Origin of the sequence: Serratia bockelmannii, assembly GCF_051803255.1 — a bacterium.
In the GTDB taxonomy this organism is placed as follows: domain Bacteria; phylum Pseudomonadota; class Gammaproteobacteria; order Enterobacterales; family Enterobacteriaceae; genus Serratia; species Serratia bockelmannii.
On record NZ_CP196512.1, the window covers coordinates 5,014,813 to 5,037,578 of the forward strand.

Below are 22,766 nucleotides of genomic sequence, written 5' to 3' on the forward strand. Positions count from 1 at the left end.
GCGGGGGCCGCACGCGTTGTTCGTTTCCTGTCATAAAACCGGGCTATGCTGGATGTTTATCTCGGTAACAGGATCGGCCGATGTCTCTGCGTCGTGGGGTATTTGTCTGCGTTGCGCTGCTGGCGGCTCTCGCCATCGCGCTCTATTACGGGTTGAAGCCCGACCATCCCGATGCGCTGTGGCGCATCGTCAGCCAGCAATGTCTGCCCAATCAGCAAGCGCATGACAACCCGGCGCCCTGCAAGCAGGTGGATGTGCAGGCCGGCTTCGTGGTGTTTAAAGATCGCAACGGACCGCTGCAATACCTGCTGATGCCCAGCGCCAAAATCACCGGGATAGAAAGCCCGGCGGTGCTGGATGCCGCCACGCCGAATTTCTTCGCCCAGGCCTGGCGCGCGCGCCACGTGATGGCGGAACGCTATGGCAAACCCATCGACGACGGTGATATTTCACTGGCCATCAATTCGGAATATGGCCGCACGCAAAACCAGCTGCACATTCATATCTCCTGCCTGTTGCCGGCGGTAAAACAGCGCTTGGCGCAGATCGGCCCCGATTTCATCGAGCAATGGCAACCGCTGCCCGGCGGCCTGTTGGGACATGACTATCTGGGGCGGCGGGTAACCCCTGCCGAGCTGGAGCAACAGGGCGCCTTCCGCCTGTTGGCTGCCGGCCTGCCGCGCGCCGACGGGCGCATGGGCAGCTTCGGCCTGGCGATGACCGCGCTGCCGGACGGCGATTTCCTGCTGCTGGCGACCGAGCGCAGCCTGCTGCCGTTCACCCTGGCCTCGGCGGAAGAGATCCAGGATCACGACTGCCGGCTGCTTACGCCACCGCCGCGCGCCTGATTATTTTTTGCCTTTCATCTCCCGCAGGATCTGCCCGCACTGGTTCTCCTCGCCGCCTTCACTGGGCGAGACCAGCGCCAGCAGCGCCGCCGCCGGCGTCAGCACCGCCCCCAACGCCACCGCCGCCGCGCCGCGCGCGATCAGCGGCCCGGCTTTCACCCCGGCGTCCGGGTGCTTGAAGGTGCCTTTCACGTACAGCGGCGATCGCAGGGTCAGCACGCGCATCCCCTTGCTTTCCGGATCGATGGATAAATCCAGCCGCTCTGTGGCGAGGTTAGTGTTACCGGTGATGTTGATCACCGCGTTCTCGGTGTCGAACACGAACAGCCGCGGCGCGGCGACGCCGCTGCGGATGCCGACGTCCGCCGCCGCGCAGTTGATGCCTACCACGTCGTCACCGAACAATTGCGCCACCAGATAGTTGCCGACGTTCAGACCGAGGATCTCCATCAGGCTACGGCTGATCACCCCGTTATTGATCAGCAGGCGCAGATCGCCGTTGCTGGTCGCCAGCAGCTCGGCCACTGAATTACCGCTGCCCGTCAGCCTCGCGTCGCCGTTCATCTGCCCGAGGCTGCGCTTCATCGCCGCCACGTTAGGCAATAGCTGTTTGAGCTGGAGTTTGCGCGCGTGCATATCTACCTGGCCGCGCATCGGCTTTTTGCCGCCGTCGAGGCGCACCACGGCGTTCAGGCTGCCGCCCGCCATGCCGAAGCGCAGCGGATCCAGACGCAACTCGCCATTGTTCAGCTTCAGGTGCGTGGCCAGATCGCTCAGCGGTAAATCGCTGCCGCGCTCGATGCGCGCGGCGGCAAACTTCACGTCCGCATCCATCTTGCTCCAGCTTTGCGTATCGAACTGTTCAACCGGCAGCACCTTATCCGCCGGCTGGCGGCTCTTCTCGCCGCGGCCGGCTTTGGCAGCGTTGGAATCCGCGCCGATCAGCGGCGCCAGATCCGCCAGCCTCAGCTGCCGGGAGCTCACCGCGCCACTCAGCGTCGGCCGCGGTTTAGCGGCAACGTATTTCAAGTCGCCATGAATGTCGCTGTCGCCGATTTTGCCGTCGAATTTCTGATATTCGAACACGGCGCCGCCCGGCTGGTGCAGGCGGGCAATCAGATGGCCATCGGTCGCATACGGCGGCGTGTTCGGCAGCAGCACGCCGGTCAGGCCATAGAGATTGCCCAGGCTTTCACCGGAAAATTTCAGCTGCACGTCCAGGCCGCCGAGGTTCAGCGGATCGGACAAGGTGCCCGCCACCGCCACCCGGGTGCTGCCGGAGCGCACGTCGGCCTGCAGCGGGAACGGCAGATCGGCGCTCTGCAGTGACAGCATGCCGCCGATCTTGCCGCTGCCGCTCAGCGGTTCGCCGTTATATTTGCCTTTCACTTGCCAGCCGAAAACATAATCGGGTGTAGCGACCTTGCCGCCGCTCTGTTTGCCGGTCACTTCACTGAACGGCAGCGGTTTGCCGAGCGGATCGATAACGGCGCGGAAATCCGCCTTCAGCGTGGCGTCTTTAAAGGCGATCTGTCCCTTGTCGAACACGATATCGTGCACAGTGAACGACCAGGCGGAAGGCGGCTGCTTGGGATCCTGGCCGCCGGCCAGGTCAAACGTCCAGTTGTTGTCGCCGTTGGCCAGGCGTTGCAACGACGCATTCGGCTGCTTGAGCCAGATGCGCGGGATCAGCAGTTCTTTCCTCAGCAGCGCCAGCGGTGCGATGCTGGCGTCGACGCGCTGCAGCGTCACCATGCTGTCGCCGGGGATGTTTTTCGGATTACCCAACCACACGTCTTCGGCGTGAATATGCGGCCAGGGCACCCAGGCGCGCCAGCCGCCCTCATCCGGGTTACGCGACCAGTCGACGCCCAGATCGCCGCGGATGGCGAAGGGCCGCCGCAGTTCGGCCGACACCTTGTCGTTGATGGTAGGCTTGAGTCGATTCCAGTCGAAGGTGGCGATGAAGATCGCCAGCGCGGCGAGCACCAGCAGCACAATGCCGCCCAGCCAGCTGAAAACCTTTCCTGTTCTTGTCATAGGGCTCCCTCAGCACATAAACCGGGCTGCCGAATGAAAGGAAAAGGAATGAGCAGCCCCGTTTAAGCCTAGCTGAGGATAGGCCGGAGTTCACGCCGGCGCGCCGGGCGCGGCAAACAGCGTCGGTACGCTGTGTAAAGTTTCAAAGCACGCCGGGCGGGAAAGATAGTAGCCCTGCGCGGCCAACGCGCCGGAACGCTGCACCAGCCGCCATTCCTGCTCGGTTTCCACGCCTTCGACGATCACCCCGTCGCTGTGCTGGTTCATCATCTTGATCAGGGTGCCGAGCAGCTGTACGCCCTCTTCCGACTGTTTGAGCAAGGTGAACAATTCGCGCGCCACCTTGATGTATTGATAGCGCCAGGCGCCGACGGCGGAGAAGTTGGCCAGCCCGCTGCCGAAATCGTCCAGCCACAACCGTTCGCCGCCGACGATCTGCTGTAACGGGCGGTTTGACGCCGTTGCGGCTTGCTCCACCAGCTCGAAGCGCAGGTAGGGCATCTCGGCGATCTGCCGTTGCAACGCGTCATGACGCTGCAACGCTTGCAGCGCCATACCATCGATATTGACCGACACCATCACCGCGTGGCGAATGAACAACGCCTGCCAGCGCTGCAACAGCGCCAACTGCTCCTGGATCACCCGCAAACGCTGGGCGACGCCGAGCGAGGCAAAATACTGTTCCGGGGATTGCCGTTTGCCCGGCTCATTTGGGTGATACACCGCCGTCAGCAGTTCCACCGCCAGCAACGCGCCGCTGGTGCGATAAATCGGCTGGAAGGTATACAAGCGCCGGCATTGCCGCCAGTAGCGCCGCGATTTGGCGCAGGCATAGAGGGCAAAACAGGGCGCCAGCAGACCCGAGATCAGGTTGGTTATCATCGGTACTATCGCCGTGGCGGGGAAGTGAGAGCGCTGCCGCTGTTTCTTTACCCAGCTTATCGGCCGCGCCGCGTAAAACTTTAAGCACGAATTACCGCAGGCTTTCCTCTTCACCCTGTTGGCGTTGGTCGATCGCGATCATAAAAAATTAAAACACTGTTTTAATTTATTGACTCCCTGACCGCCTTACGTGGAGACTGGCGGCTGTTGCTTCTTCTTTAGCCAGGGCTTATTGACGATGACTATCCGAAATCTCGCCGTGATCGGCGAATGCATGATCGAGCTGTCACAGCAGGGCGCACAGCTGACGCGCGGCTTTGGCGGCGATACCCTCAACACCGCCGTCTACCTTGCCCGCCAAATGCCGGAACAGACGCTGCAGGTACATTACGTCACCGCACTCGGCACCGACAGCTTCAGCGGCGAGATGCTGCTGGCCTGGCGGCAGGAGAACATCGAAACCGGGTTGATTCAGCAGTTGGACAACAAACTGCCGGGCCTGTACGTGATCGAAACCGACGCCGCCGGCGAACGCACCTTTTACTACTGGCGCAACGACGCCGCCGCCCGGTATTGGCTTGCGGGACCGCAGGCCGACGCACTGTGTGCCCGGCTGGCGCAGTTCGATTACCTGTATCTCAGCGGCATTAGCCTGGCGATCCTCGCGCCTGCCGACCGCACGAAGCTGCTGGCGCTGTTGCGCCGCTGCCGCGCCAACGGCGGCCAGGTTATCTTCGACAACAACTACCGTCCGCGCCTGTGGCAAAGCCGTGAGGAAACGCAGCTGGCCTACCGCGAGGTGCTGGCCTGCACCGACATCGCCTTCCTGACGCTGGATGACGAAGCGTTGCTGTGGGGAGCACAGCCGGTTGAACAGGTGGTGGCACGCACACAGGCGCTCGGCGTCGGCGAGATCGTTATCAAACGCGGCGCGGATGCCTGTCTGGTGTTCAGCGTGGAGGGAGAGCGGCTTGAGGTACCGGCGATCGCACTGCCGCCGGAGCGCGTGGTGGATACCACCGCAGCAGGCGACTCTTTCAGCGCCGGTTACCTGGCGGTACGCCTGAACGGCGGCAGCGCCCAGCAGGCGGCGCAGCGCGGCCATCTGCTCGCCGCATCGGTGATCCAACATCGCGGCGCCATCATTCCCGCAGCAGCGATGCCCAACCAATAAGACGACGGCGAGGTGACCTCGCCGCCGGCGCGATGGCTCCCAGACGTATTGATGAGAGGATGATTGAAGAATTTCCCTGGCGTTGGCTTATTGATACCCAGAACTGCTAAGCTCAGGTCTTGGCATTGCCGACTTTTTGAATTTATTAGCCGAGTATAAATTTCAATCCGCCGCACTGACTAGCTGGACTTTGGTGCAGGTCGGGCTGAATCGCCGAACGACAGGGAGGTTACCGATGGCCGTCGCATTCGCCAACGCCGTCGCCGCAAGACTGCATCTTGACGGCCGACTGCACGCCTTCAGCCAATTCAAATACGCTTATTTGACCTTCAATAAACACCGTCCCGATCGCCATCTGCTGGTCTCAAGCTACCCGCAAGAATGGCTGGACATCTACAGCGCCAATCGTTATCAGCGCATCGATCCCGTCGTGCGCGCCGCCCATAGCCGCTGCGCGCCCTTCATGTGGCACGACACCCCCGTCACCACCGAGGATCGGCATTACCGGAAGATCTTCAGCCAGGCGCGGGAATACGACATCGTGCACGGCTGCAGCTTTGTTTTGCACGATCACGACAACAACCTGGCGATCCTGTCGATCAGCGCCACGGCGGCCGATGACGCCGATCTGCGGCAGCTGATGGAAGACGAGAGGGCCAGCCTGCAGATGGTATTGGTCGATACCCACCAGCACGCCCTGGCCTTGGCCAGCGCCGAGGCGAGCCGGACAGACCGGCTCTCGCCGCGCGAAGGGGAGATCCTCTACTGGGCCAGCCAGGGCAAAACCTACCATGAGATCGCACTGATCCTGGGGATCAAAACCCGTACGGTGAAGTTTCACATCGGCAATGCGGTGCGTAAGCTGGGGGTCACGAACGCCAAACACGCGATCCGGCGCTGTCTCGAGCGGCAGCTTATCGCACCGCCGGAAGCATAAAAAAGCCGGCATCGCTGCCGGCTCTTTGTGCTTTGCCTTGCGGAAAATCAGCCCGCGACGGCGATGCGTTTCATGTCAGTCATGTAGCCACGCAGTTTACGGCCAACGGTTTCGATAGGGTGGCTGCGCACCGCTTCATTCACGTCGCGCAGTTGCGCGTTGTCCACCGCCGTACCCGCCACGGCTTTGCCCAAATCGCCCGCCTGCAGAGTGGTCATGAAGTCTTTCAGCAACGGCACCGCCGCGTTGGCGAACAGGTAGTTGCCGTACTCCGCGGTATCGGAGATGACCACGTTCATTTCATACAGACGCTTACGCGCAATGGTGTTGGCGATCAACGGCAGCTCGTGCAGTGACTCGTAGTAAGCCGACTCTTCGATGATACCGGCATCGACCATGGTTTCGAACGCCAGCTCGACGCCTGCTTTCACCATCGCCACCATCAGCACGCCATGATCGAAGTACTCTTGTTCACCGATCTTGCCTTCAAACTGCGGCGCATTCTCGAACGCGGTTTTGCCGGTCTCTTCGCGCCAGGTCAGCAGTTTCACGTCGTCTTCCGCCCAGTCGGCCATCATGCCGCTGGAGAAAGCGCCGGAGATGATGTCGTCCATATGCTTCTGGAACAGCGGTGCCATGATGGTTTTCAGCTGTTCGGACAGCGCATAGGCACGCAGCTTGGCCGGGTTGGACAGGCGATCCATCATCAGGGTGATACCGCCCTGCTTCAGCGCTTCGGTGATGGTTTCCCAGCCGAACTGAATCAGTTTCTCGGCGTAAGCCGGATCGGTGCCCTCAGCAACCAGCTTGTCGAAGCACAGCAGCGAACCCGCCTGCAGCATGCCGCACAGAATAGTCTGCTCGCCCATCAAATCGGATTTCACTTCAGCGACGAAGGAAGACTCCAGCACGCCGGCGCGGTGGCCGCCGGTCGCCGCCGCCCAGGCCTTGGCGATCGCCATGCCTTCGCCTTTCGGATCGTTTTCCGGGTGAACCGCAATCAGGGTCGGCACGCCGAAGCCGCGCTTGTACTCTTCACGCACTTCGGTGCCCGGACACTTCGGCGCGACCATCACCACGGTGATGTCTTTGCGCACCTGCTCGCCCACTTCAACGATGTTGAAGCCGTGGGAGTAACCCAACGCCGCGCCGTCTTTCATCAGTGGCTGCACCGCACGCACTACGGAAGAGTGCTGCTTGTCCGGCGTCAGGTTGACCACCAGATCCGCCTGCGGGATCAGGTCTTCGTAGGTGCCGACCTTAAAGCCGTTTTCGGTCGCCTTGCGCCAGGAAGCGCGCTTCTCGTCGATCGCTTCTTTGCGCAGGGCATAGGCGACATCCAGACCGGAATCGCGCATGTTCAGCCCCTGGTTCAGGCCCTGGGCGCCACAGCCGACAATCACCACTTTTTTACCTTTCAGGTAGCCGGCTTCGTCAGCAAATTCGTCGCGCGCCATAAAGCGGCATTTACCCAATTGCGCCAACTGCTGACGCAGGTTCAATGTGTTGAAATAGTTAGCCATGGTGGTACTCCGGTTTGATGTTGTCTTGCATTGTTATTTTCATTCCCCGCCCTGTCTGTGCGGAGATTCGTTAAACTCAATGTATAACAGGAAATGCGTTGCTTAAATTGATATATTGAGAACGTGACATTGCAATTTTTGCAACACTCTCACTGCGAGCGTATCGATATGGATTTACGTGATTTAAAGCTGTTCCTGCATCTGGCCGAAAGCCATCACTTCGGGCGCACCGCCAAGGCGATGCACGTCAGCCCGTCGACGCTCTCCCGCCAGATCCAGCGGCTGGAAGAGATCCTCGGGCAGCCGCTGTTCCTGCGCGATAACCGCACCGTGCAGCTCACCGACGCCGGCGAACAGCTGAAAGAATTCGCCCAGCAAACGCTGCTGCAGTATCAGCAGCTGAAGCACTCGCTCGGCCAGCACGGCCCTTCGCTGAGCGGCGAACTGCGGCTGTTCTGCTCGGTGACCGCGGCGTACAGCCACCTGCCGCCGATCCTCGACCGCTTCCGCGCGCAGCACCCGCTGGTAGAGATCAAGCTGACCACCGGCGACGCCGCCGACGCGGTCGACAAGGTGCAATCCAACGAGGCCGATCTCGGCATCGCCGGCCGGCCGGAAACGCTGCCCGCCAGCGTGGCGTTCACCAAAATCGGCGAAATTCCGCTAGTGCTGATCGCGCCGGCGCTGCCCTGTGCGGTGCGCAGCCAGGCGTTCGCCGACAAGCCCGACTGGGCCGAGATCCCGTTCATCCTGCCGGAGCACGGCCCCTCGCGAAAACGCATCGAGCTGTGGTTCCGCCGCCATCGCATCAGCAATCCGCTGATTTACGCTACCGTCGGCGGCCACGAGGCCATCGTGTCGATGGTGGCCCTGGGCTGCGGCATCGCGCTGATCCCAAGCGTGGTGGTGGACAACAGCCCGGAGCCGGTACGTAACCGCATCTCGCAGCTGGATAACATCTCGATGGTCGAACCGTTTGAACTGGGGGTCTGCGTTCAGAAAAAGCGCCTCAGCGATCCGTTGATCGACGCCTTTTGGCGGTTGCTGCATCCTCGCTGACGCGGGGTTTCAAAGGTCCGCCGGATCGATCTGCTTCATCGTCTCTACCTGCATCAACCAGTGGTAGAGCGGCTCAAGCTGCAAAAATGCCCCGGCCAGCAGCGGCGCCAGATCGGCGTTGAACAGCTTTTCCACTTCGCTGTCCGTCACCATCACCGCAAACGACTTGCGGTTGTACCAGGTGGCGATCTCAGCCGCCTGTTCCTTCACCAGCGGGCGCTTGTAGCTCTCGCCCACCAGCTCGAACGGCGGCCGGCAGCAGGCGGCCACCTCCAGGAAAGGCTGCGGCCGCTGCCTCAGCGTATGGCGGAACAGATCCATGGTCGGCTTGTTGGCGCTGTAGTAGCCGAGCCCATAGCGCAGCATGTCCGGCCCCAGTTCGAAAAAGTAGACCGGCGCGTCTTTCCAGTCTTTACTCGGGCGCTTGAACGTCAGCCACATGCGGCTGCGGTAGCGCGATTTATCGTGAGAAAACCGCGTATCGCGATGAATGCGCGACAGCGTTTTGCCGATCGCCGGGCGGGTCTCGAACTGCGGGTCGATCGCCAGCATGCCGGGAGCCAGTTGCTCCACCAGCGCGCGAAACGGCGCCAGCAGCTCGCGATCGTAGATGTCGCGATTGCCGTCGAACCACGCCTTATCGTTCTCGATCCGCACCTGCTGCAGGAAATTCAGGCCCTGCTGGCTAAAGCCGGAGAAAGGTTGCGTCATAAGTTTTTCCGTTCTGACGGTTTATCGGGTGTTGCGCAGATCTTCCCTCTGCCAACGGCGTTTGATAAACACGCGCCGACGCGTGCGGAAATAGGCGACATACAGGTAGAACGCCGCCCGGTTGCTGAACAGCGCACCGCCAACCACGCCCCCCAGCAGCAGGGCGCCGGTGGCGATCCCGGTCATGCCCGCCGCCCACGCCGCCGCGGCGCCGAGGCAACACAGACCGAGCATGCCAAGGTAATATTGCAACAATACCACCCCGCTGTTTTTACCCTGCACCAGTTGGAACAGGATCAACGTCATCCACACCGCCACGATCGCGCCGCAGCCCATCAACACGGCGGCGGAGGTCTTGCCGCTCCAGGCGGCCGCCACATCCGTGACCAGACCCATCACGCCCGCCAGCCCCAGCGTCAGGCACACCATCAGCAACATGACATTGCCGACGCCCGGCGGCGACAGCCGCTGGCCCGGCGTCATGAAATGCTGCTCGAGCTGCGCATCCACACCGGCGAAAAGTGCGCGATCGCGCGCCGCGATTTGGCTTTCCATCTCCCGACCCTGCACGATCAGGCGTTTAATCATCCACTCCGCCATTACCTCACCATCTGCGGCAATTTCTGCATAATGCCCACAAAATACTGCCCGGTGGTTTTCACATTCACCGGCGCCGACAGGGTGCCGCTGATGCCGCTGCCGACAAACGTCAACGCGTTATTGAGCGCCGAGTGCAATTGCTGGCGCAGCCCGTTTTGGATCGCTTCCGTCGGGTAGCGTTTCGGGTACAGGCCGTTCTTCACCATCTCTTTCAAGACGTTGTTGGAAATTCCCGGATTTTCCGCCCGAATGATGTTTTCGGTCAGTCGCTTCCTTTCGCTGCGGGGCATGCTTTTCAGCCACTCCGTCGCCTTGCGCGCCGAAATGCGGCGCATGGCGCGATAGGTCATCGTCGCTTCCTTCAGGGCAGCCCCGGCGCTGGCCAGCGAGATCACATCGAGCACGGTACTGGTGGCGATATACCACTGCTCTGAATCGAGCTGAGCCAATTCATCGCCTTTCCCGTCATAAAGCTTGTTGACGCGGTACAGCCCATTACCGCACTGCAACGCGCTGGCGGCCATGCCGGCATAGCCCAGATAAGCCACCGCTGAGCTGGTACCGCCGGTAAATGGCACGGCGACGCTGCCCGACGCCAGTAAAAAGACCGATACCAGCAGCGTTCCACACGACAGCGCGGCCGAGGCCAGCTCTTTGCTGACGCTGGGTTTGCTCAACGCTTCCGACAGCGTATTGGTCGCGGCAACGCGCGAGGTATGAGCCACCGTTTTGCTGATGACCACGTGGGTAACCTGCGAAGCGTTCGAGTAACCGGTGTGCTGCGTCGGGCGGACTAAAAATGAGTTTTGCCCGTCGGAAAAAATAATTCCCACGCCATGAAAGGCGAGGCTGCAGTCCAGCGAGTCCTGCAAGGCTTGCAGATTAATATCGCGATAGAATTCTTGTACGCCGGTATTGCCCAACAGGCGGGCAAACTCGGCGTTGGTCAAATCGTCTTCGGGAGAACCGAACGGCGTAGAAAAAGCAGTTTTCATTGTCGTGCATCCCTATACGTCAGAAGTTTTGGCAGTATAAAAATGCACGACAAAATCACAACCGCGCAACCCATAAACTGACTCATGCGTCACGGTTACTTATCAATCCGACTCACCCCTGCAAAAAGAAGCGGAACGCCGGGTTGTCGGTTTCATCGTGGCAATCGTAGCCCAGCGCCTGCAGGTGCCGCTCGAATTCCGGCTCGGATTGCGCCAGTTCGAAGGCCGCCAGCACCCGGCCGAAGTCGGTACCGTGGCTGCGATAGTGGAACAGCGAAATGTTCCAGTGCGTGCCCAGCGTTTGCAGGAACTTCAGCAGCGCGCCCGGCGACTCCGGAAACTCAAAGCTGTACAGCCGTTCGCGCAGCGGCTTCGACGGACGCCCGCCCACCATGTAGCGCACGTGCAGCTTGGCCATCTCGTCGTCCGACAGATCCACCACCTGGTAACCGTCGGCGTTGAGTTCGTCGATGATCTCCCGCCGTTCGGCGTGGCCGCGCGTCAGCCGCACGCCGACGAAAATGCAGGCGTTGTCGGCATCGGCGTACCGGTAGTTGAATTCGGTCACCGAGCGGCCGCCCAGCAGTTGGCAGAACTTGAGGAAGCTGCCCTGCTGTTCCGGAATGGTCACCGCCAGCAGCGCTTCGCGCTGTTCGCCCAGTTCGCAGCGCTCGGAAACGTAGCGCAGCCCGTGGAAGTTGAGGTTGGCGCCGGACAGCACGTGCGCCAGACGCTCGCCCTGAATATTGTGCTGCTGGACGTACTTTTTCAGCCCCGCCAAAGCCAGCGCGCCGGAAGGTTCGGCAATGGCGCGCACGTCCTCGAACAGATCTTTGACCGCCGCGCAGATGGCGTCGCTGTCCACGGTGATCACGTCGTCCAGATACTCACGGCACAGGCGGAAGGTTTCGTCGCCGATGCGCTTCACCGCCACGCCTTCGGCGAACAGCCCGACGCGCGCCAGATCCACCGGATGGCCGGCATCCAGCGCCGCGCGCAGGCAGGCGGAGTCTTCCGCTTCGACGCCGATCACTTTGATCTGCGGCATCAGCTGTTTGATCAGCACGGCCACCCCGGCGGCCAAGCCGCCGCCGCCGACCGGTACGAAGACCCGATCCAAATGCGCGTCTTGCTGCAACAGCTCCATCGCCAGCGTGCCCTGCCCGGCGATCACCGTCGGGTGATCGAACGGCGGCACGAAAGTCATGCCTTGCTGATGGGAAAGCTCGATTGCCTTCGCTTTGGCCTCGTCGAAATTGGCGCCGTGCAGCAACACTTCGCCGCCGAAGCCGCGCACCGCATCCACCTTGATGTCCGCGGTGGACACCGGCATCACGATCAGCGTTTTGATCCCCAGCCGTTTACCGGAGAAGGCGACGCCCTGCGCGTGGTTGCCGGCCGAAGCCGTCACGACGCCGCGCGCCTTCTGCTCTTCATCCAGCCCGGCGATCATCGCATAGGCCCCGCGCAGCTTGAAGCTGTGCACCGGCTGGCGATCTTCGCGCTTCACCAAAATGGTGTTGCCGAGGCGCGAAGAGATTTTGCTCATGGCCTGCAACGGGGTGACTTGCGCCACCTCGTAAACCGGCGAGCGCAGTACAGCTCGCAGATATTCCGCGCCGCAGGGGGCGCTGGGTAGGGGTTGAGAGACCGCCATGCTGCTTATCCCCCCAGTTTGCTCTTGTCGCGCACCGCGCCTTTGTCGGCGCTGGTGGCCAACGAGGCGTAAGCGCGCAGCGCGAAGGACACCTGACGTTCACGATTTTTCGGCGTCCAGGCCGCGTCGCCGCGCGCCAGTTCCGCCTCATGCCGCGCCGCCAACTCCTGCTCGCTGACATCCAGCTGGATACCGCGATGAGGAATGTCGATCGCGATCATGTCGCCGTCCTGCACCAGGGCGATCAGGCCGCCGTTAGCCGCTTCCGGCGAAGCGTGGCCGATGGACAACCCGGAGGTGCCGCCGGAGAAACGCCCGTCGGTGATCAGCGCACACGCCTTGCCCAGCCCCATCGATTTCAGGTAGGTGGTTGGGTAAAGCATTTCCTGCATGCCCGGCCCGCCTTTCGGCCCTTCGTAGCGAATCACCACTACGTCGCCCGCCACCACTTTGCCGCCGAGGATCGCTTCTACCGCGTCGTCCTGGCTTTCATACACTTTGGCCGGGCCGCGGAAGGTGAGGATTTCTTTGTCCACGCCGGCGGTTTTGACGATGCAGCCGTTTTCCGCCAGGTTGCCGTACAGTACCGCCAACCCGCCGTCCTGACTGTAGGCGTGCTCACGGGTGCGGATGCAGCCTTCCTTGCGGTCGGTGTCCAGCGAATCCCAGCGGCAATCCTGAGAGAATGCCTGCGTGGTGCGGATACCGGCCGGCCCGGCGGAGTACATTTTCTTGACGCTTTCGTCGCGGGTCAGCATCACGTCGTAAGCTTCCAGCGTCTGCGGCAGGGTCAGCCCCAACACGTTGTTCACCTCGCGGTTCAGCAAGCCGGCGCGATCCAACTCGCCAAGGATGCCGATCACGCCGCCGGCGCGGTGCACGTCTTCCATGTGATATTTCTGCGTGCTCGGCGCCACCTTGCACAGGTGCGGCACTTTGCGCGACAGGCGATCGATGTCTTCCATGGTGAAGTCCACCTCGCCTTCCTGCGCCGAAGCCAGCAGGTGCAGCACGGTGTTGGTCGAGCCGCCCATGGCGATGTCCAGCGTCATGGCGTTTTCAAACGCCGCCTTGTTGGCGATATTGCGCGGCAGCGCGCTTTCGTCATCCTGCTCGTAATAGCGTTTGGTCAGCTCGACGATGCGCTTGCCGGCGTTGAGGAACAGTTCCTTGCGATCGGCGTGGGTGGCCAGCAGCGAGCCGTTGCCCGGCTGCGACAGGCCCAGCGCTTCGGTCAGGCAGTTCATCGAGTTGGCGGTAAACATGCCGGAGCAGGAGCCGCAAGTCGGGCAGGCGGAACGCTCGATCTGCTCGCTGTCGGCGTCGCTGACGTTCGGGTTCGCGCCCTGGATCATCGCGTCCACCAGATCCAGCTTGATGATCTGGTTGGAGAGTTTGGTTTTGCCGGCTTCCATCGGGCCGCCGGAAACGAAGATCACCGGAATGTTCAGGCGCAACGCCGCCATCAGCATGCCTGGGGTGATTTTGTCACAGTTGGAGATGCACACCATCGCGTCGGCGCAGTGGGCGTTCACCATGTATTCGACCGAGTCGGCGATCAGCTCGCGCGACGGCAAGGAATAGAGCATGCCGCCGTGGCCCATGGCGATGCCGTCATCCACCGCGATGGTGTTGAACTCTTTGGCCACGCCGCCGGAGGCTTCGATCTGTTCGGCGACCAGTTTGCCCAGATCGCGCAGATGCACGTGGCCCGGCACGAACTGGGTAAAGGAGTTGACCACGGCGATGATCGGCTTGCCGAAATCGGCGTCGGTCATCCCGGTCGCGCGCCACAATGCGCGGGCACCCGCCATATTGCGGCCATGGGTGGTGGTGGCGGAACGGTACTTAGGCATGCTCTTTTCACTCCAAATGTATTTATGACAGGCGGCGAACGAACCGCCTGGATATTCTTATCTTGTCTGTCTTGTCGTCCGCCACGCGGCGCGGCGAGCCTTGTCGTTACGGGTTTACCGGATCCAGCCAACCGTATTTGTCTTCGGTCTTGCCGCTGAACAGGCCGAAGAACGCCTGTTGGATCTGTTTGGTCACCGGGCCGCATTTGCCGATGCCGACCTGAATGCCGTCCACGCTGCGCACCGGCGTGATTTCCGCCGCGGTGCCAGACATGAACACTTCGTCGGCCAGGTACAGCGATTCGCGCGACAGCACCTGCTCGCGCACCTCGAAGCCCATGTCTTTCGCCAGCTTGATGATCGCGTCGCGGGTGATGCCCGGCAGCGCCGACGAGGTGAACGGCGGGGTATAGAGCACGCCGTCTTTCACTTCAAACAGGTTCTCGCCCGCCCCTTCGGAAATGTAACCGTGCACGTCGAGCGCAATGCCTTCCTGATAGCCGTGGCGGCGCGCCTCGCTGCCCACCAGCAGGGAAGAAAGATAGTTGCCGCCGGCCTTGGCCGCAGTGGGGATCGTGTTTGGTGCGACGCGGTGCCAGGAGGAGACCATCGCATCGATGCCTTGATCCAGCGCTTCTTCACCCAAATAAGCGCCCCAAGGAAACGCCGCGATAATCACGTCCGTTTTGTAACCGGCCGGCGGGTTGACGCCCATGCCGACATCGCCGACGAACACCAGCGGGCGAATGTACGCGCTGACCAGGTTGTTCTTGCGCAGCGTGGCGCGGCAGGCTTCCATCAGCTCGTCGACGCTTTGCGACACCGGCATGCGGTAGATTTTCGCCGAATCGTGCAGGCGCTGCATATGCTCGCGATGACGGAATACCACTGGCCCCAAGTGCGAGTCATAGCAGCGTACGCCTTCAAACACCGACGTGCCGTAATGCAACGCGTGCGACATCACGTGCACTTTGGCCTCGGCCCAAGGCACCATCTCACCATTGAACCAAATGTAATCGGCTTTCTTAGTCATTGTTATTTATCCTTCTCAGCGCCTCAGGCGCGTATTTGTTGTGATGTTGGCTGCTGGATCTCGACGCAGGAGACGTCCATCAGTTTGCTTAATTGAGATGACAACAGGGCGACCGGGCGCGGGCTGGCAACGGTCAATTCGATATTGATGCTGTCGGCGTTGGCCGGGGAAACCATATTCATAGCACAAACCTGAAAGCCGCGATGACGCACGACCCGCAATACGCGCTCTAACATTTCGGGGCGAAAACGCGCCTGGATCGAGAGTTGATGCTGCATCATGATATTTCCTCCAACATGGTTTCGTTACCGGCGCCCGGCGGCACCAGCGGCCAGACGTTTTCGAGTTCGTCGATAGAGACCTGCAGCAGATAAGGGCCTTCGGTATTGAACAGCGCCTCGAGCGCGCCCTCCACCTGATCCTTGCGGCTGATGCGCTGGCCGGGAATGCCGAAGGCGGCGGCCAGCATCAGGAAGTCGGGGTTATCAGACAGGTTGGTTTCGCTGTAGCGGCCGTCGAAGAACAGCTGCTGCCATTGGCGCACCATTCCGAGACGCTGGTTGTCCAGCAGCACGATCTTCAGCGGCAGCCGTTTGCGCTTGATAGTGCCCAGTTCCTGCACGTTCATCATGAAGGAACCATCGCCCGAGACGCAGATCACCGTATCTTGCGGACGCGCGATCTGGGCCCCGACCGCCGCCGGCACGCCGAACCCCATGGTGCCGAGGCCGCTGGAGGTGATGAAATTCTCCGGGCGCTCGAACGTCATGTGCTGCGCGCTCCACATCTGGTGCTGGCCGACGTCGGTGGTCACCACGCTGTTGGCCGGCTTGCGGGCGGACAGCTGGCGCAAGAACAGCGGCGCGTAGATCGGCTGGCCGGGGTGATCGTAGCGGCAGACGTGCTCGGCTTTCAGCGCTATCACCTGCTGCTGCCAGGCGGCGATGTTCAGCGGGCGCTGCAACGCCGGCAGCAACGTTTTCAAATCGCCTTGCAGGGCGACATGCGCCTGGCGCAGCTTGCTCATCTCCGCCGGGTCGATATCCATGTGGATCACTTTGGCGTGCGGCGCGAAGGCGTTCAGCTTGCCGGTCACGCGGTCATCGAAACGCGCGCCGACGGCGATCAACAGATCGCACTCCTGCACCGCCAGGTTGGCAGCCTTGGTGCCGTGCATGCCCAGCATACCGAGGTACAGCGGATCTTGCGCATCCGGCGCGCCCAGCCCCTTCAGGGTGGCGACGTTCGGCATGCGGGTCACGGCGATAAATTCACGCAGCGCCGGCACCGCCTGCGCCATGCCCACGCCTCCGCCGACGTACAGCATCGGTTTGTGCGCCTGCGCCAGCAGCTCAGCCGCCTCTGCCAACGCCGCCGCCGGGAACGCCGGCGCTTCGTCGACCGGCATCAGGTGCGGGTGCAAGTCGCCCTGCGCCAGCTGGATGTCTTTCGGGATATCGATCAGCACCGGGCCAGGGCGGCCACCGGCAGCGATGGCGAACGCTTCCGCCATGATGCCCGGCAAGGCGTCCAGCGATTCCACCAGGAAGCTGTGCTTGGTGCAGGCCAGAGACAGGCCGAGAACATCGATCTCCTGAAAGGCATCGGTGCCGATCAGCGCGGACCCCACCTGACCGGTGATGGCGACAACGGGAACGGAATCGAGCAGCGCATCAGCCAGGCCGGTGATCAGGTTGGTGGCGCCGGGGCCGGAAGTGGCGATACAGACACCGACTTTGCCGGTGGCGCGGGCGTAGCCGATGGCGGCCATGGCGGCGCCCTGTTCATGGCGGCACAGCAGGTGTTCCACGCCGCCGTCGTACAGCGCATCGTACACCGGCATGATTGCCCCGCCCGGATAGCCGAATACGGTATCCACCCCCTGCGTACGCAACGCTTGAACTACCCACTGAGCGCCATTCATGGTTATTTCCCCGCCTTACTTCGACAACTGCAGGATTTTGTTCTGTTTTTCATGCTCTGCCCCTTGCTCCACTTTTCTCTTGCCAATAAAAAACCCCCGGACCTGACGGTGCGGGGGTTCTCTTGCGATTCCGGCTTGTTTACTAAGCCTTTCTTCGTCCAAGTGCAGCCCCGCACGGTGGGATAATAATCACCACCACGCTAATCACGACTAGGCTAATCACTTGGGCAAAGGCTTTCATAATGGGTTTGTTCACTGTGCTCATTCAGAACTAATGCTTACAGAGGTACCACAGCCGCGCGCGACATGACAACACTTTTTTTGCGTTATTATTCGGCGCAATCTGGTCATACCTCACGCGAATCGCCTCTCTTTCACACGTTGGCGCGCACGCCCGGATTTCTCACCGCGTCGGTGATCGCCTTGCCGCGCGTATCCTTGCCGAAGAACACCAACAGGGCGATCGCCACCGCCACCGTACCGGCAACGATCGCCATCGCCAAGCCGTAATTATGCCCATGATGCTCGGCGATGGTGGCTTGCAGCGTAGCGTTGACCGAGGCGATCAGGTTGCCCAGCTGATACACGAACCCCGGCAGCACCGCGCGGGTGTTGGCCGGCACCAGTTCGGTCAGGTAGGTCGGTATCACGCCCCAGGCACCCTGCACCATGAACTGCATCAGGAAAGCGCCGATCCCCAACATTAGCGAACCGCTGGAAAATGCCCACAATGGGATCACCGGTAAGGCCAGCAACGCGGCGATAATGATCGCTTTTTTACGACCGATTTTTTCCGATAATGAACCGAAGAAAACGCCACCGATAATTGACGCAATATTGTAGCTAATGGCGATGATACTGACGGTTTTAGGGTCGAAACCGTGCTGAACTTTCAGAAACACCGGATACAGATCCTGCGTGCCGTGAGAGAAGAAATTGAACGCCGCCATCAGCAGCACCAGATAGCAGCATAGCTTCCAGTGGCTCTTCAACACCGGCAATAAAGCCGTACTTTCTTTGCGCTCACGTGCCGCCAGCCACACCGGCGACTCCTGCACGCAATAATAAATAAACGGCAGCAGCAGGATCGGCGCCGCGCCGATAACGAACATTCCGCGCCAGCCGACCGTTTCGAACAGCAGGCCGTACACCACCGCCGCCAGCAGATAACCGAACGGATAGCCGGCCTGGAAAATGCCCGACATCAGGCCGCGCGAGCGGTCCGGTATGGTTTCCATCGCCAATGACGACGCCACACCCCAGATACCGCCCATCGCAACGCCGTACAACACTCGTAACAGCAAGAAGACCGTCAACGAGGGCGCGGCGGCGGAGAGCAGCTCAAACACCGAAAAGAAGACGATATTCAGCATCAGGATCGGTTTGCGGCCATATTTTTCCGCCGCACGCCCGAAGATCAGCGCGCCGATCGGCCGCACCGCCAGCGTGAGCAGAATAGCCAACGTGACCTGTTCCAGACCGACGTGAAAAGATTGCGCGATGTCGCTGAGTAAAAATACCAGCACGAAAAAATCGAAAGCGTCGAGCGTCCAGCTTGAAAAACTGGCAATTGCCGCGTTGCGTTGCAGCGGGGTCCAACCAAACATAGTGTTATCCCTACCGTAGAGTACGAAGTCAGGAGGTTTAGCGGCTGCCGGGCAGACTGCGGCGGCGGTCGGAGTGTGTTAAAGAAGTGATTTTTCTTTTAATCAATTGTTAAATACACCCGTTAACCCTATGGTTGCAATGCGTATGGGCCGCTAATGTGTTGCAGCCTTCAGCGAATTGTTAATGGGTATTGCCGCAGGTTGCGAGGTGGTTCGCACAATCTCGTTCAATTCGATGAAAATCAGTGATTATGCTGCGAGTCTCATGGAAAAAATGCCAAGAACGCCGCGCGGTACCTGGATAAATCGCGCATCATGCCGCCCTCAGCAAGGAGAGCGATATGTCACTGGCGGTAATCTATAGCCGCGCCATCATCGGCGTTCAGGCCCCTTCCGTGACGGTGGAGGTGCATATCAGCAATGGTCTGCCCGGCCTGACGCTGGTCGGTCTGCCGGAAACCACGGTAAAAGAGGCGCGCGATCGGGTGCGCAGCGCCCTGATCAACAACGGTTTCACCTTTCCCGCCCGGCGCATCACCGTCAATTTGGCACCGGCCGATCTGCCGAAAGAAGGCGGGCGTTACGATCTGCCGATAGCGCTGGCGATCCTCGCCGCCTCCGAGCAACTGCCCCTCGCACCGTTGGCACGCTACGAGTTTCTTGGCGAGCTCGCGCTGTCCGGCGCACTGCGTGCGGTCAGAGGCGCCATCCCGGCGGCACTGGCGGCGGCTGACGCCGGGCGACAATTGATCCTGTCGACGGACAACGCCGCCGAGGTCGGCCTGATCGCACAGTCACAATCCCATACCGCCCAACACCTGTTGGAGGTCTGTGCTTTTTTACTCGGCCAGGGCGAACTGCCGGTGGCCGTCACACCCCCCGCAGCCGGCAATGCGTACGAAAACGCCGATCTGCGCGACATCATCGGCCAGGAGCAGGCCAAGCGGGCGCTGGAGATCGCCGCCGCCGGCGGGCATAACCTGCTGCTGATTGGGCCGCCGGGCACAGGCAAAACCATGCTGGCCAGCCGACTGACGGGCTTACTGCCGCCGCTGACGGAGCCTGAGGCGCTGGAAAGCCTGGCGATCGCCAGCTTGCAACACCCTGTTCTTAGCGCTCTGCCATGGCGCCAGAGGCCGTTTCGCGCGCCGCATCACAGCGCATCGATGGCGGCATTGGTCGGCGGCGGCTCACTGCCGCGTCCGGGCGAGATCTCGATGGCGCATAACGGCGTGCTGTTTCTGGATGAGCTACCGGAATTCGAGCGTAAGGTCCTGGATGCGCTGCGCGAGCCGTTGGAATCCGGCGAGATCGTGATTTCACGCGCCAACGCCAAGGTCTGTTTCCCTGCCAGAGTACAGTTGATCGCGGCAATGAACCCCAGCCCGACAGGGCATTATCAGGGGTTGCACAACCGCGCCTCGCCGCAGCAGGTGTTGCGCTATCTGGCTCGGCTGTCAGGGCCTTTTCTCGACCGTTTCGATCTGTCTATCGAAGTGCCGCTGTTGCCGCCGGGTACGCTCAGTAAGCGGCAAACGCAGGGAGAAAGCAGTGAGCTGGTTCAGGAAAGAGTGCAACTGGCACGCGCCCGCCAGCTCGAACGCGCCGGTAAAGTCAATGCGCTGTTGAGCAACCGCGAAGTAGAACGGGATTGCGTGTTGCAGCCGGCAGACGCCGAGTTTCTGGAAGCGACATTAAACGCGTTAGGGCTATCGGTACGCGCCTGGCAGCGCATCCTGAAAGTGGCTCGCACGCTGGCGGATTTGGCGGGAGATACTGAGCTCGACAGGCGCCACCTCAGCGAAGCGCTGGGCTATCGCAGTATGGACCGTCTGTTGTTACAGCTGCATCGTAGTCTGGAATGAAAATGGGGCCCGCAGGCCCCATCGTCTTTAGTCTTCGCTGTCGCTGTAATCTTCCACTGCGTCAGCCTGCGGTTTACCGCCGGACAGAGTATGGAATTTCTTCGGGCGACGTGTGCGCGCCAGATATTTAGCCCATACTTTTTCCTGCTCGGTAGCCGCTTCGCGCTCACCTCGGCACACTGCGACGAACAGCTGTTCTTCTTCAGTCGCTGGCTGGCGTTTACCCGAGTCCAGCTCGTTAAACGCGTAGCCGAAACGCTCTAGCAATTGCGCCTCTTTAATGGTGAAATCGCCGTGACGGGAGAACCCGCGAGGGTAATGTTTATTATCAAAAAAACGATTGGTCGTGGTGAAGCTATCCGCCATCTGACACGCTCCTAATTCTCTTATGGCCGTGCTGTTTATGGCGCGGAGTATTAGATAGGCTTGACAGCGTGTAAAACAAAACATTTAAATCTTAACGACAAATTTTTTTGGAGATAGGTGTGGATACCGAATTACTGAAAACCTTTTTGGAGGTCAGTAGAACGCGTCACTTTGGCAGAGCCGCAGAATCTTTGTACTTAACGCAGTCCGCGGTCAGTTTCCGCATCCGTCAGTTAGAAAACCAGCTGGGCGCAAATTTATTTACCCGTCATCGCAATAATATCCGCCTGACGCCTGCCGGTGAGCGGCTTCTGCCCTATGCCGAAAGCCTGATGAACACCTGGCAGTTGGCGAAGAAGGAGGTCGTGCGTTCGCTGCAACACACCGAGTTGTCGATCGGCGCTACCGCTTCGCTGTGGGAGGCCTATCTGACCCCTTGGTTGCAGGCGCTCTATCAACAACGCGAGGCGCTGCAGCTCGAAGCCAGGGTGGCATTAAGGCACTCTTTGGTAAAACAACTGCATGAAAGGCAGCTCGATTTACTGATCACCACCGAACCGCCGAAGATGGACGAATTGGCCAGCCAACAGCTGAGCAATTTCTCATTACGCCTGTTCTCATCCGCGTATCGTGACAAACAGGCCCCAATGCCCTACATCAAGCTGGAATGGGGAGCCGACTTCCACCAACAGGAAAGCCGCATGTTGGAAGGTGATAACGTGCCAGTCCTCACGACTACCTCCGCTCATCTGACGCGTCAGTTGCTGGAAACCACGGGCGGATGCGCTTTCCTGCCCAGCCAGTGGGAAAAGGAGTATCCGCAGCTGGTGGCCACTACTGAGATCCCGCCGATTATCCGCCCACTGTATGCCGTCTGGTTGCAAAACAGCGATCAACAGCCTTTGATTCGGCAATTACTTAAAATACCTTTAAATACCGCAGCCTAAAGCATTATGGCGGCCTTAAATGCCGTCATCGTGGTAATGACTGTCTATCATGCCAAAAGCCGCCCATCGCCTTCTGAGAGAAGATAATGCAAAACGATAAGAGAATCCGGAGGCGTGCAGGGTAAAGCTCGGAAGAACATGAAGCAGCCAGGATCGGGCAAACCTCGGCATATAGCGTCAAAAGCGCTCTTTTCCAAAGCGGGAATGCACTAAGGGAAGGGATAATAGGTAAAAAAAAACCCTTTGCTTTCGCAAAGGGTTCTTAATATGGCAGGGGCGGAGAGACTCGAACTCGCGACACCCGGTTTTGGAGACCGGTGCTCTACCAACTGAGCTACGCCCCTAAATCTCGCTTAACATTATGCCTGCTAATAAAGCAGGCATAATTAAATAAGTGGCGGAACGGACGGGGCTCGAACCCGCGACCCCCTGCGTGACAGGCAGGTATTCTAACCAACTGAACTACCGCTCCACCGATTCTTTTACGTTGCATCTCTCGATGCCGGCAAATTCGCGCTTTGCGATTTGCGCATTACCAGTCGTCACACTGATAACGTTTATTTGATGCCTGGCAGTGTCCTACTCTCGCATGGGGAGACCCCACACTACCATCGGCGCTACGGCGTTTCACTTCTGAGTTCGGCATGGGGTCAGGTGGGACCACCGCGCTATTGCCGCCAGGCAAATTCTGTTTCATTCCAACCGCCTCACTTCCATGAAGCCATCAGAACCAATCTCGGAA

20 protein-coding genes, 2 tRNA genes and 1 rRNA gene are annotated in these 22,766 nt (G+C 60.5%); 6 read left to right on the plus strand and 17 right to left on the minus strand.

Annotation, left to right across the window (positions count from 1 at the left end):
* Positions 1-80: 80 nt before the first annotated feature.
* Positions 81-848 (plus strand): CDP-diacylglycerol diphosphatase, encoded by a 768-nt coding sequence (locus tag ACSJLU_RS23775; RefSeq protein ID WP_025304633.1) that lies wholly within the window; start codon positions 81-83, stop codon positions 846-848.
* Here the strand turns inward: ACSJLU_RS23775 and ACSJLU_RS23780 are convergent, their stop codons facing one another.
* On the minus strand, positions 849-2,888 hold the full coding sequence (locus ACSJLU_RS23780) for an AsmA family protein (protein WP_049205996.1): 2,040 nt from the start codon (positions 2,886-2,888) through the stop codon (positions 849-851).
* Between the two features lie 90 nt (positions 2,889-2,978).
* Positions 2,979-3,770, minus strand: coding sequence for a cyclic-guanylate-specific phosphodiesterase (gene pdeH, locus ACSJLU_RS23785; protein WP_025304635.1), 792 nt, complete (start codon positions 3,768-3,770; stop codon positions 2,979-2,981).
* Positions 3,771-4,008: 238 nt separating this feature from the next.
* On the opposite strand from pdeH, the gene ACSJLU_RS23790 reads away from it, so the two are divergent.
* Both ACSJLU_RS23790 and ACSJLU_RS23795 read left to right on the plus strand, forming a co-directional pair.
* A complete protein-coding gene (locus ACSJLU_RS23790) occupies positions 4,009-4,944 on the plus strand; it encodes a sugar kinase (RefSeq protein ID WP_167324677.1) in 936 nt (311 codons plus the stop codon).
* Positions 4,945-5,179: 235 nt separating this feature from the next.
* The gene (locus ACSJLU_RS23795; RefSeq protein ID WP_099817033.1) at positions 5,180-5,881 is read left to right on the plus strand and encodes a LuxR family transcriptional regulator; all 702 of its coding nucleotides are present in this window, start codon (positions 5,180-5,182) and stop codon (positions 5,879-5,881) included.
* A 47-nt stretch (positions 5,882-5,928) separates the two neighbouring features.
* Here ACSJLU_RS23795 and ilvC read toward each other — a convergent pair whose 3' ends face one another.
* A complete protein-coding gene (gene ilvC, locus ACSJLU_RS23800; RefSeq protein ID WP_025304638.1) occupies positions 5,929-7,404 on the minus strand; it encodes a ketol-acid reductoisomerase in 1,476 nt (491 codons plus the stop codon).
* A gap of 168 nt (positions 7,405-7,572) precedes the next feature.
* Here ilvC and ilvY point away from each other — a divergent pair, with 168 nt between their 5' ends.
* Positions 7,573-8,463, plus strand: coding sequence for an HTH-type transcriptional activator IlvY (gene ilvY, locus ACSJLU_RS23805; protein ID WP_004929971.1), 891 nt, complete (start codon positions 7,573-7,575; stop codon positions 8,461-8,463).
* Positions 8,464-8,472: 9 nt separating this feature from the next.
* On the opposite strand, the gene ACSJLU_RS23810 is transcribed toward ilvY, so the two are convergent.
* From ACSJLU_RS23810 to ACSJLU_RS23855, 10 genes are all read right to left on the minus strand, one after another.
* On the minus strand, positions 8,473-9,174 hold the full coding sequence (locus ACSJLU_RS23810) for a DUF2461 domain-containing protein (RefSeq protein ID WP_048326462.1): 702 nt from the start codon (positions 9,172-9,174) through the stop codon (positions 8,473-8,475).
* A 21-nt stretch (positions 9,175-9,195) separates the two neighbouring features.
* Positions 9,196-9,774 carry a hypothetical protein gene (locus ACSJLU_RS23815; protein ID WP_342094104.1) on the minus strand — a complete coding sequence of 193 codons (579 nt, stop codon included), beginning with the start codon at positions 9,772-9,774 and terminating at the stop codon, positions 9,196-9,198.
* On the minus strand, positions 9,774-10,769 hold the full coding sequence (locus ACSJLU_RS23820; RefSeq protein WP_025304642.1) for a hypothetical protein: 996 nt from the start codon (positions 10,767-10,769) through the stop codon (positions 9,774-9,776). Before ACSJLU_RS23820 ends, ACSJLU_RS23815 begins: the two co-directional genes overlap by 1 nt.
* Before the next feature lie 112 nt (positions 10,770-10,881).
* A complete protein-coding gene (gene ilvA / locus ACSJLU_RS23825) occupies positions 10,882-12,426 on the minus strand; it encodes a threonine ammonia-lyase, biosynthetic (RefSeq protein WP_049294983.1) in 1,545 nt (514 codons plus the stop codon).
* A gap of 5 nt (positions 12,427-12,431) precedes the next feature.
* Positions 12,432-14,282: a dihydroxy-acid dehydratase gene (gene ilvD / locus ACSJLU_RS23830; RefSeq protein ID WP_015379395.1), complete on the minus strand. Its 1,851-nt coding sequence runs from the start codon at positions 14,280-14,282 to the stop codon at positions 12,432-12,434.
* Between the two features lie 106 nt (positions 14,283-14,388).
* Complete coding sequence (locus tag ACSJLU_RS23835; protein WP_016930475.1) at positions 14,389-15,315, minus strand: branched-chain amino acid transaminase; 927 nt, start codon at positions 15,313-15,315, stop codon at positions 14,389-14,391.
* 23 nt (positions 15,316-15,338) lie between these two features.
* Positions 15,339-15,596 carry an acetolactate synthase 2 small subunit gene (gene ilvM, locus ACSJLU_RS23840; RefSeq protein ID WP_004929955.1) on the minus strand — a complete coding sequence of 86 codons (258 nt, stop codon included), beginning with the start codon at positions 15,594-15,596 and terminating at the stop codon, positions 15,339-15,341.
* The gene (ilvG, locus tag ACSJLU_RS23845; protein ID WP_049209496.1) at positions 15,593-17,239 is read right to left on the minus strand and encodes an acetolactate synthase 2 catalytic subunit; all 1,647 of its coding nucleotides are present in this window, start codon (positions 17,237-17,239) and stop codon (positions 15,593-15,595) included. Before ilvG ends, ilvM begins: the two co-directional genes overlap by 4 nt.
* Before the next feature lie 142 nt (positions 17,240-17,381).
* Positions 17,382-17,480, minus strand: a complete 99-nt coding sequence (gene ilvL / locus ACSJLU_RS23850) for an ilv operon leader peptide (protein ID WP_013814970.1) — start codon at positions 17,478-17,480, stop codon at positions 17,382-17,384.
* A gap of 133 nt (positions 17,481-17,613) precedes the next feature.
* A complete protein-coding gene (locus ACSJLU_RS23855; protein WP_060435232.1) occupies positions 17,614-18,846 on the minus strand; it encodes an MFS transporter in 1,233 nt (410 codons plus the stop codon).
* Positions 18,847-19,187: 341 nt separating this feature from the next.
* Here ACSJLU_RS23855 and ACSJLU_RS23860 point away from each other — a divergent pair, with 341 nt between their 5' ends.
* A complete protein-coding gene (locus tag ACSJLU_RS23860; RefSeq protein ID WP_164068708.1) occupies positions 19,188-20,711 on the plus strand; it encodes a YifB family Mg chelatase-like AAA ATPase in 1,524 nt (507 codons plus the stop codon).
* Between the two features lie 27 nt (positions 20,712-20,738).
* Here ACSJLU_RS23860 and ACSJLU_RS23865 read toward each other — a convergent pair whose 3' ends face one another.
* Entirely contained in the window at positions 20,739-21,077 is a 339-nt protein-coding gene (locus ACSJLU_RS23865; protein ID WP_004929946.1) for a DUF413 domain-containing protein, read from the minus strand.
* A gap of 119 nt (positions 21,078-21,196) precedes the next feature.
* Here ACSJLU_RS23865 and hdfR point away from each other — a divergent pair, with 119 nt between their 5' ends.
* On the plus strand, positions 21,197-22,024 hold the full coding sequence (gene hdfR, locus ACSJLU_RS23870) for an HTH-type transcriptional regulator HdfR (protein ID WP_025304646.1): 828 nt from the start codon (positions 21,197-21,199) through the stop codon (positions 22,022-22,024).
* Between the two features lie 268 nt (positions 22,025-22,292).
* Here hdfR and ACSJLU_RS23875 read toward each other — a convergent pair.
* From ACSJLU_RS23875 to rrf, 3 genes are all read right to left on the minus strand, one after another.
* Positions 22,293-22,368: transfer RNA gene (locus ACSJLU_RS23875), tRNA-Trp, on the minus strand.
* A 51-nt stretch (positions 22,369-22,419) separates the two neighbouring features.
* A tRNA-Asp gene (locus ACSJLU_RS23880) sits at positions 22,420-22,496 on the minus strand.
* A gap of 94 nt (positions 22,497-22,590) precedes the next feature.
* A 5S ribosomal RNA gene (gene rrf, locus ACSJLU_RS23885) occupies positions 22,591-22,706 on the minus strand.
* Between the last annotated feature and the right edge of the window lie 60 nt (positions 22,707-22,766).

Coding starts and splice junctions, on each gene's coding strand:
- ACSJLU_RS23775 (WP_025304633.1), top strand. CDS start 81: ATGTCTCTGCGTCGTGGGGTATTTGTCTGCGTTGCGCTGCTGGCGGCT.
- ACSJLU_RS23780 (WP_049205996.1), bottom strand. CDS start 2,888: ATGACAAGAACAGGAAAGGTTTTCAGCTGGCTGGGCGGCATTGTGCTG.
- pdeH (WP_025304635.1), bottom strand. CDS start 3,770: ATGATAACCAACCTGATCTCGGGTCTGCTGGCGCCCTGTTTTGCCCTC.
- ACSJLU_RS23790 (WP_167324677.1), top strand. CDS start 4,009: ATGACTATCCGAAATCTCGCCGTGATCGGCGAATGCATGATCGAGCTG.
- ACSJLU_RS23795 (WP_099817033.1), top strand. CDS start 5,180: ATGGCCGTCGCATTCGCCAACGCCGTCGCCGCAAGACTGCATCTTGAC.
- ilvC (WP_025304638.1), bottom strand. CDS start 7,404: ATGGCTAACTATTTCAACACATTGAACCTGCGTCAGCAGTTGGCGCAA.
- ilvY (WP_004929971.1), top strand. CDS start 7,573: ATGGATTTACGTGATTTAAAGCTGTTCCTGCATCTGGCCGAAAGCCAT.
- ACSJLU_RS23810 (WP_048326462.1), bottom strand. CDS start 9,174: ATGACGCAACCTTTCTCCGGCTTTAGCCAGCAGGGCCTGAATTTCCTG.
- ACSJLU_RS23815 (WP_342094104.1), bottom strand. CDS start 9,774: ATGGCGGAGTGGATGATTAAACGCCTGATCGTGCAGGGTCGGGAGATG.
- ACSJLU_RS23820 (WP_025304642.1), bottom strand. CDS start 10,769: ATGAAAACTGCTTTTTCTACGCCGTTCGGTTCTCCCGAAGACGATTTG.
- ilvA (WP_049294983.1), bottom strand. CDS start 12,426: ATGGCGGTCTCTCAACCCCTACCCAGCGCCCCCTGCGGCGCGGAATAT.
- ilvD (WP_015379395.1), bottom strand. CDS start 14,282: ATGCCTAAGTACCGTTCCGCCACCACCACCCATGGCCGCAATATGGCG.
- ACSJLU_RS23835 (WP_016930475.1), bottom strand. CDS start 15,315: ATGACTAAGAAAGCCGATTACATTTGGTTCAATGGTGAGATGGTGCCT.
- ilvM (WP_004929955.1), bottom strand. CDS start 15,596: ATGATGCAGCATCAACTCTCGATCCAGGCGCGTTTTCGCCCCGAAATG.
- ilvG (WP_049209496.1), bottom strand. CDS start 17,239: ATGAATGGCGCTCAGTGGGTAGTTCAAGCGTTGCGTACGCAGGGGGTG.
- ilvL (WP_013814970.1), bottom strand. CDS start 17,480: ATGAAAGCCTTTGCCCAAGTGATTAGCCTAGTCGTGATTAGCGTGGTG.
- ACSJLU_RS23855 (WP_060435232.1), bottom strand. CDS start 18,846: ATGTTTGGTTGGACCCCGCTGCAACGCAACGCGGCAATTGCCAGTTTT.
- ACSJLU_RS23860 (WP_164068708.1), top strand. CDS start 19,188: ATGTCACTGGCGGTAATCTATAGCCGCGCCATCATCGGCGTTCAGGCC.
- ACSJLU_RS23865 (WP_004929946.1), bottom strand. CDS start 21,077: ATGGCGGATAGCTTCACCACGACCAATCGTTTTTTTGATAATAAACAT.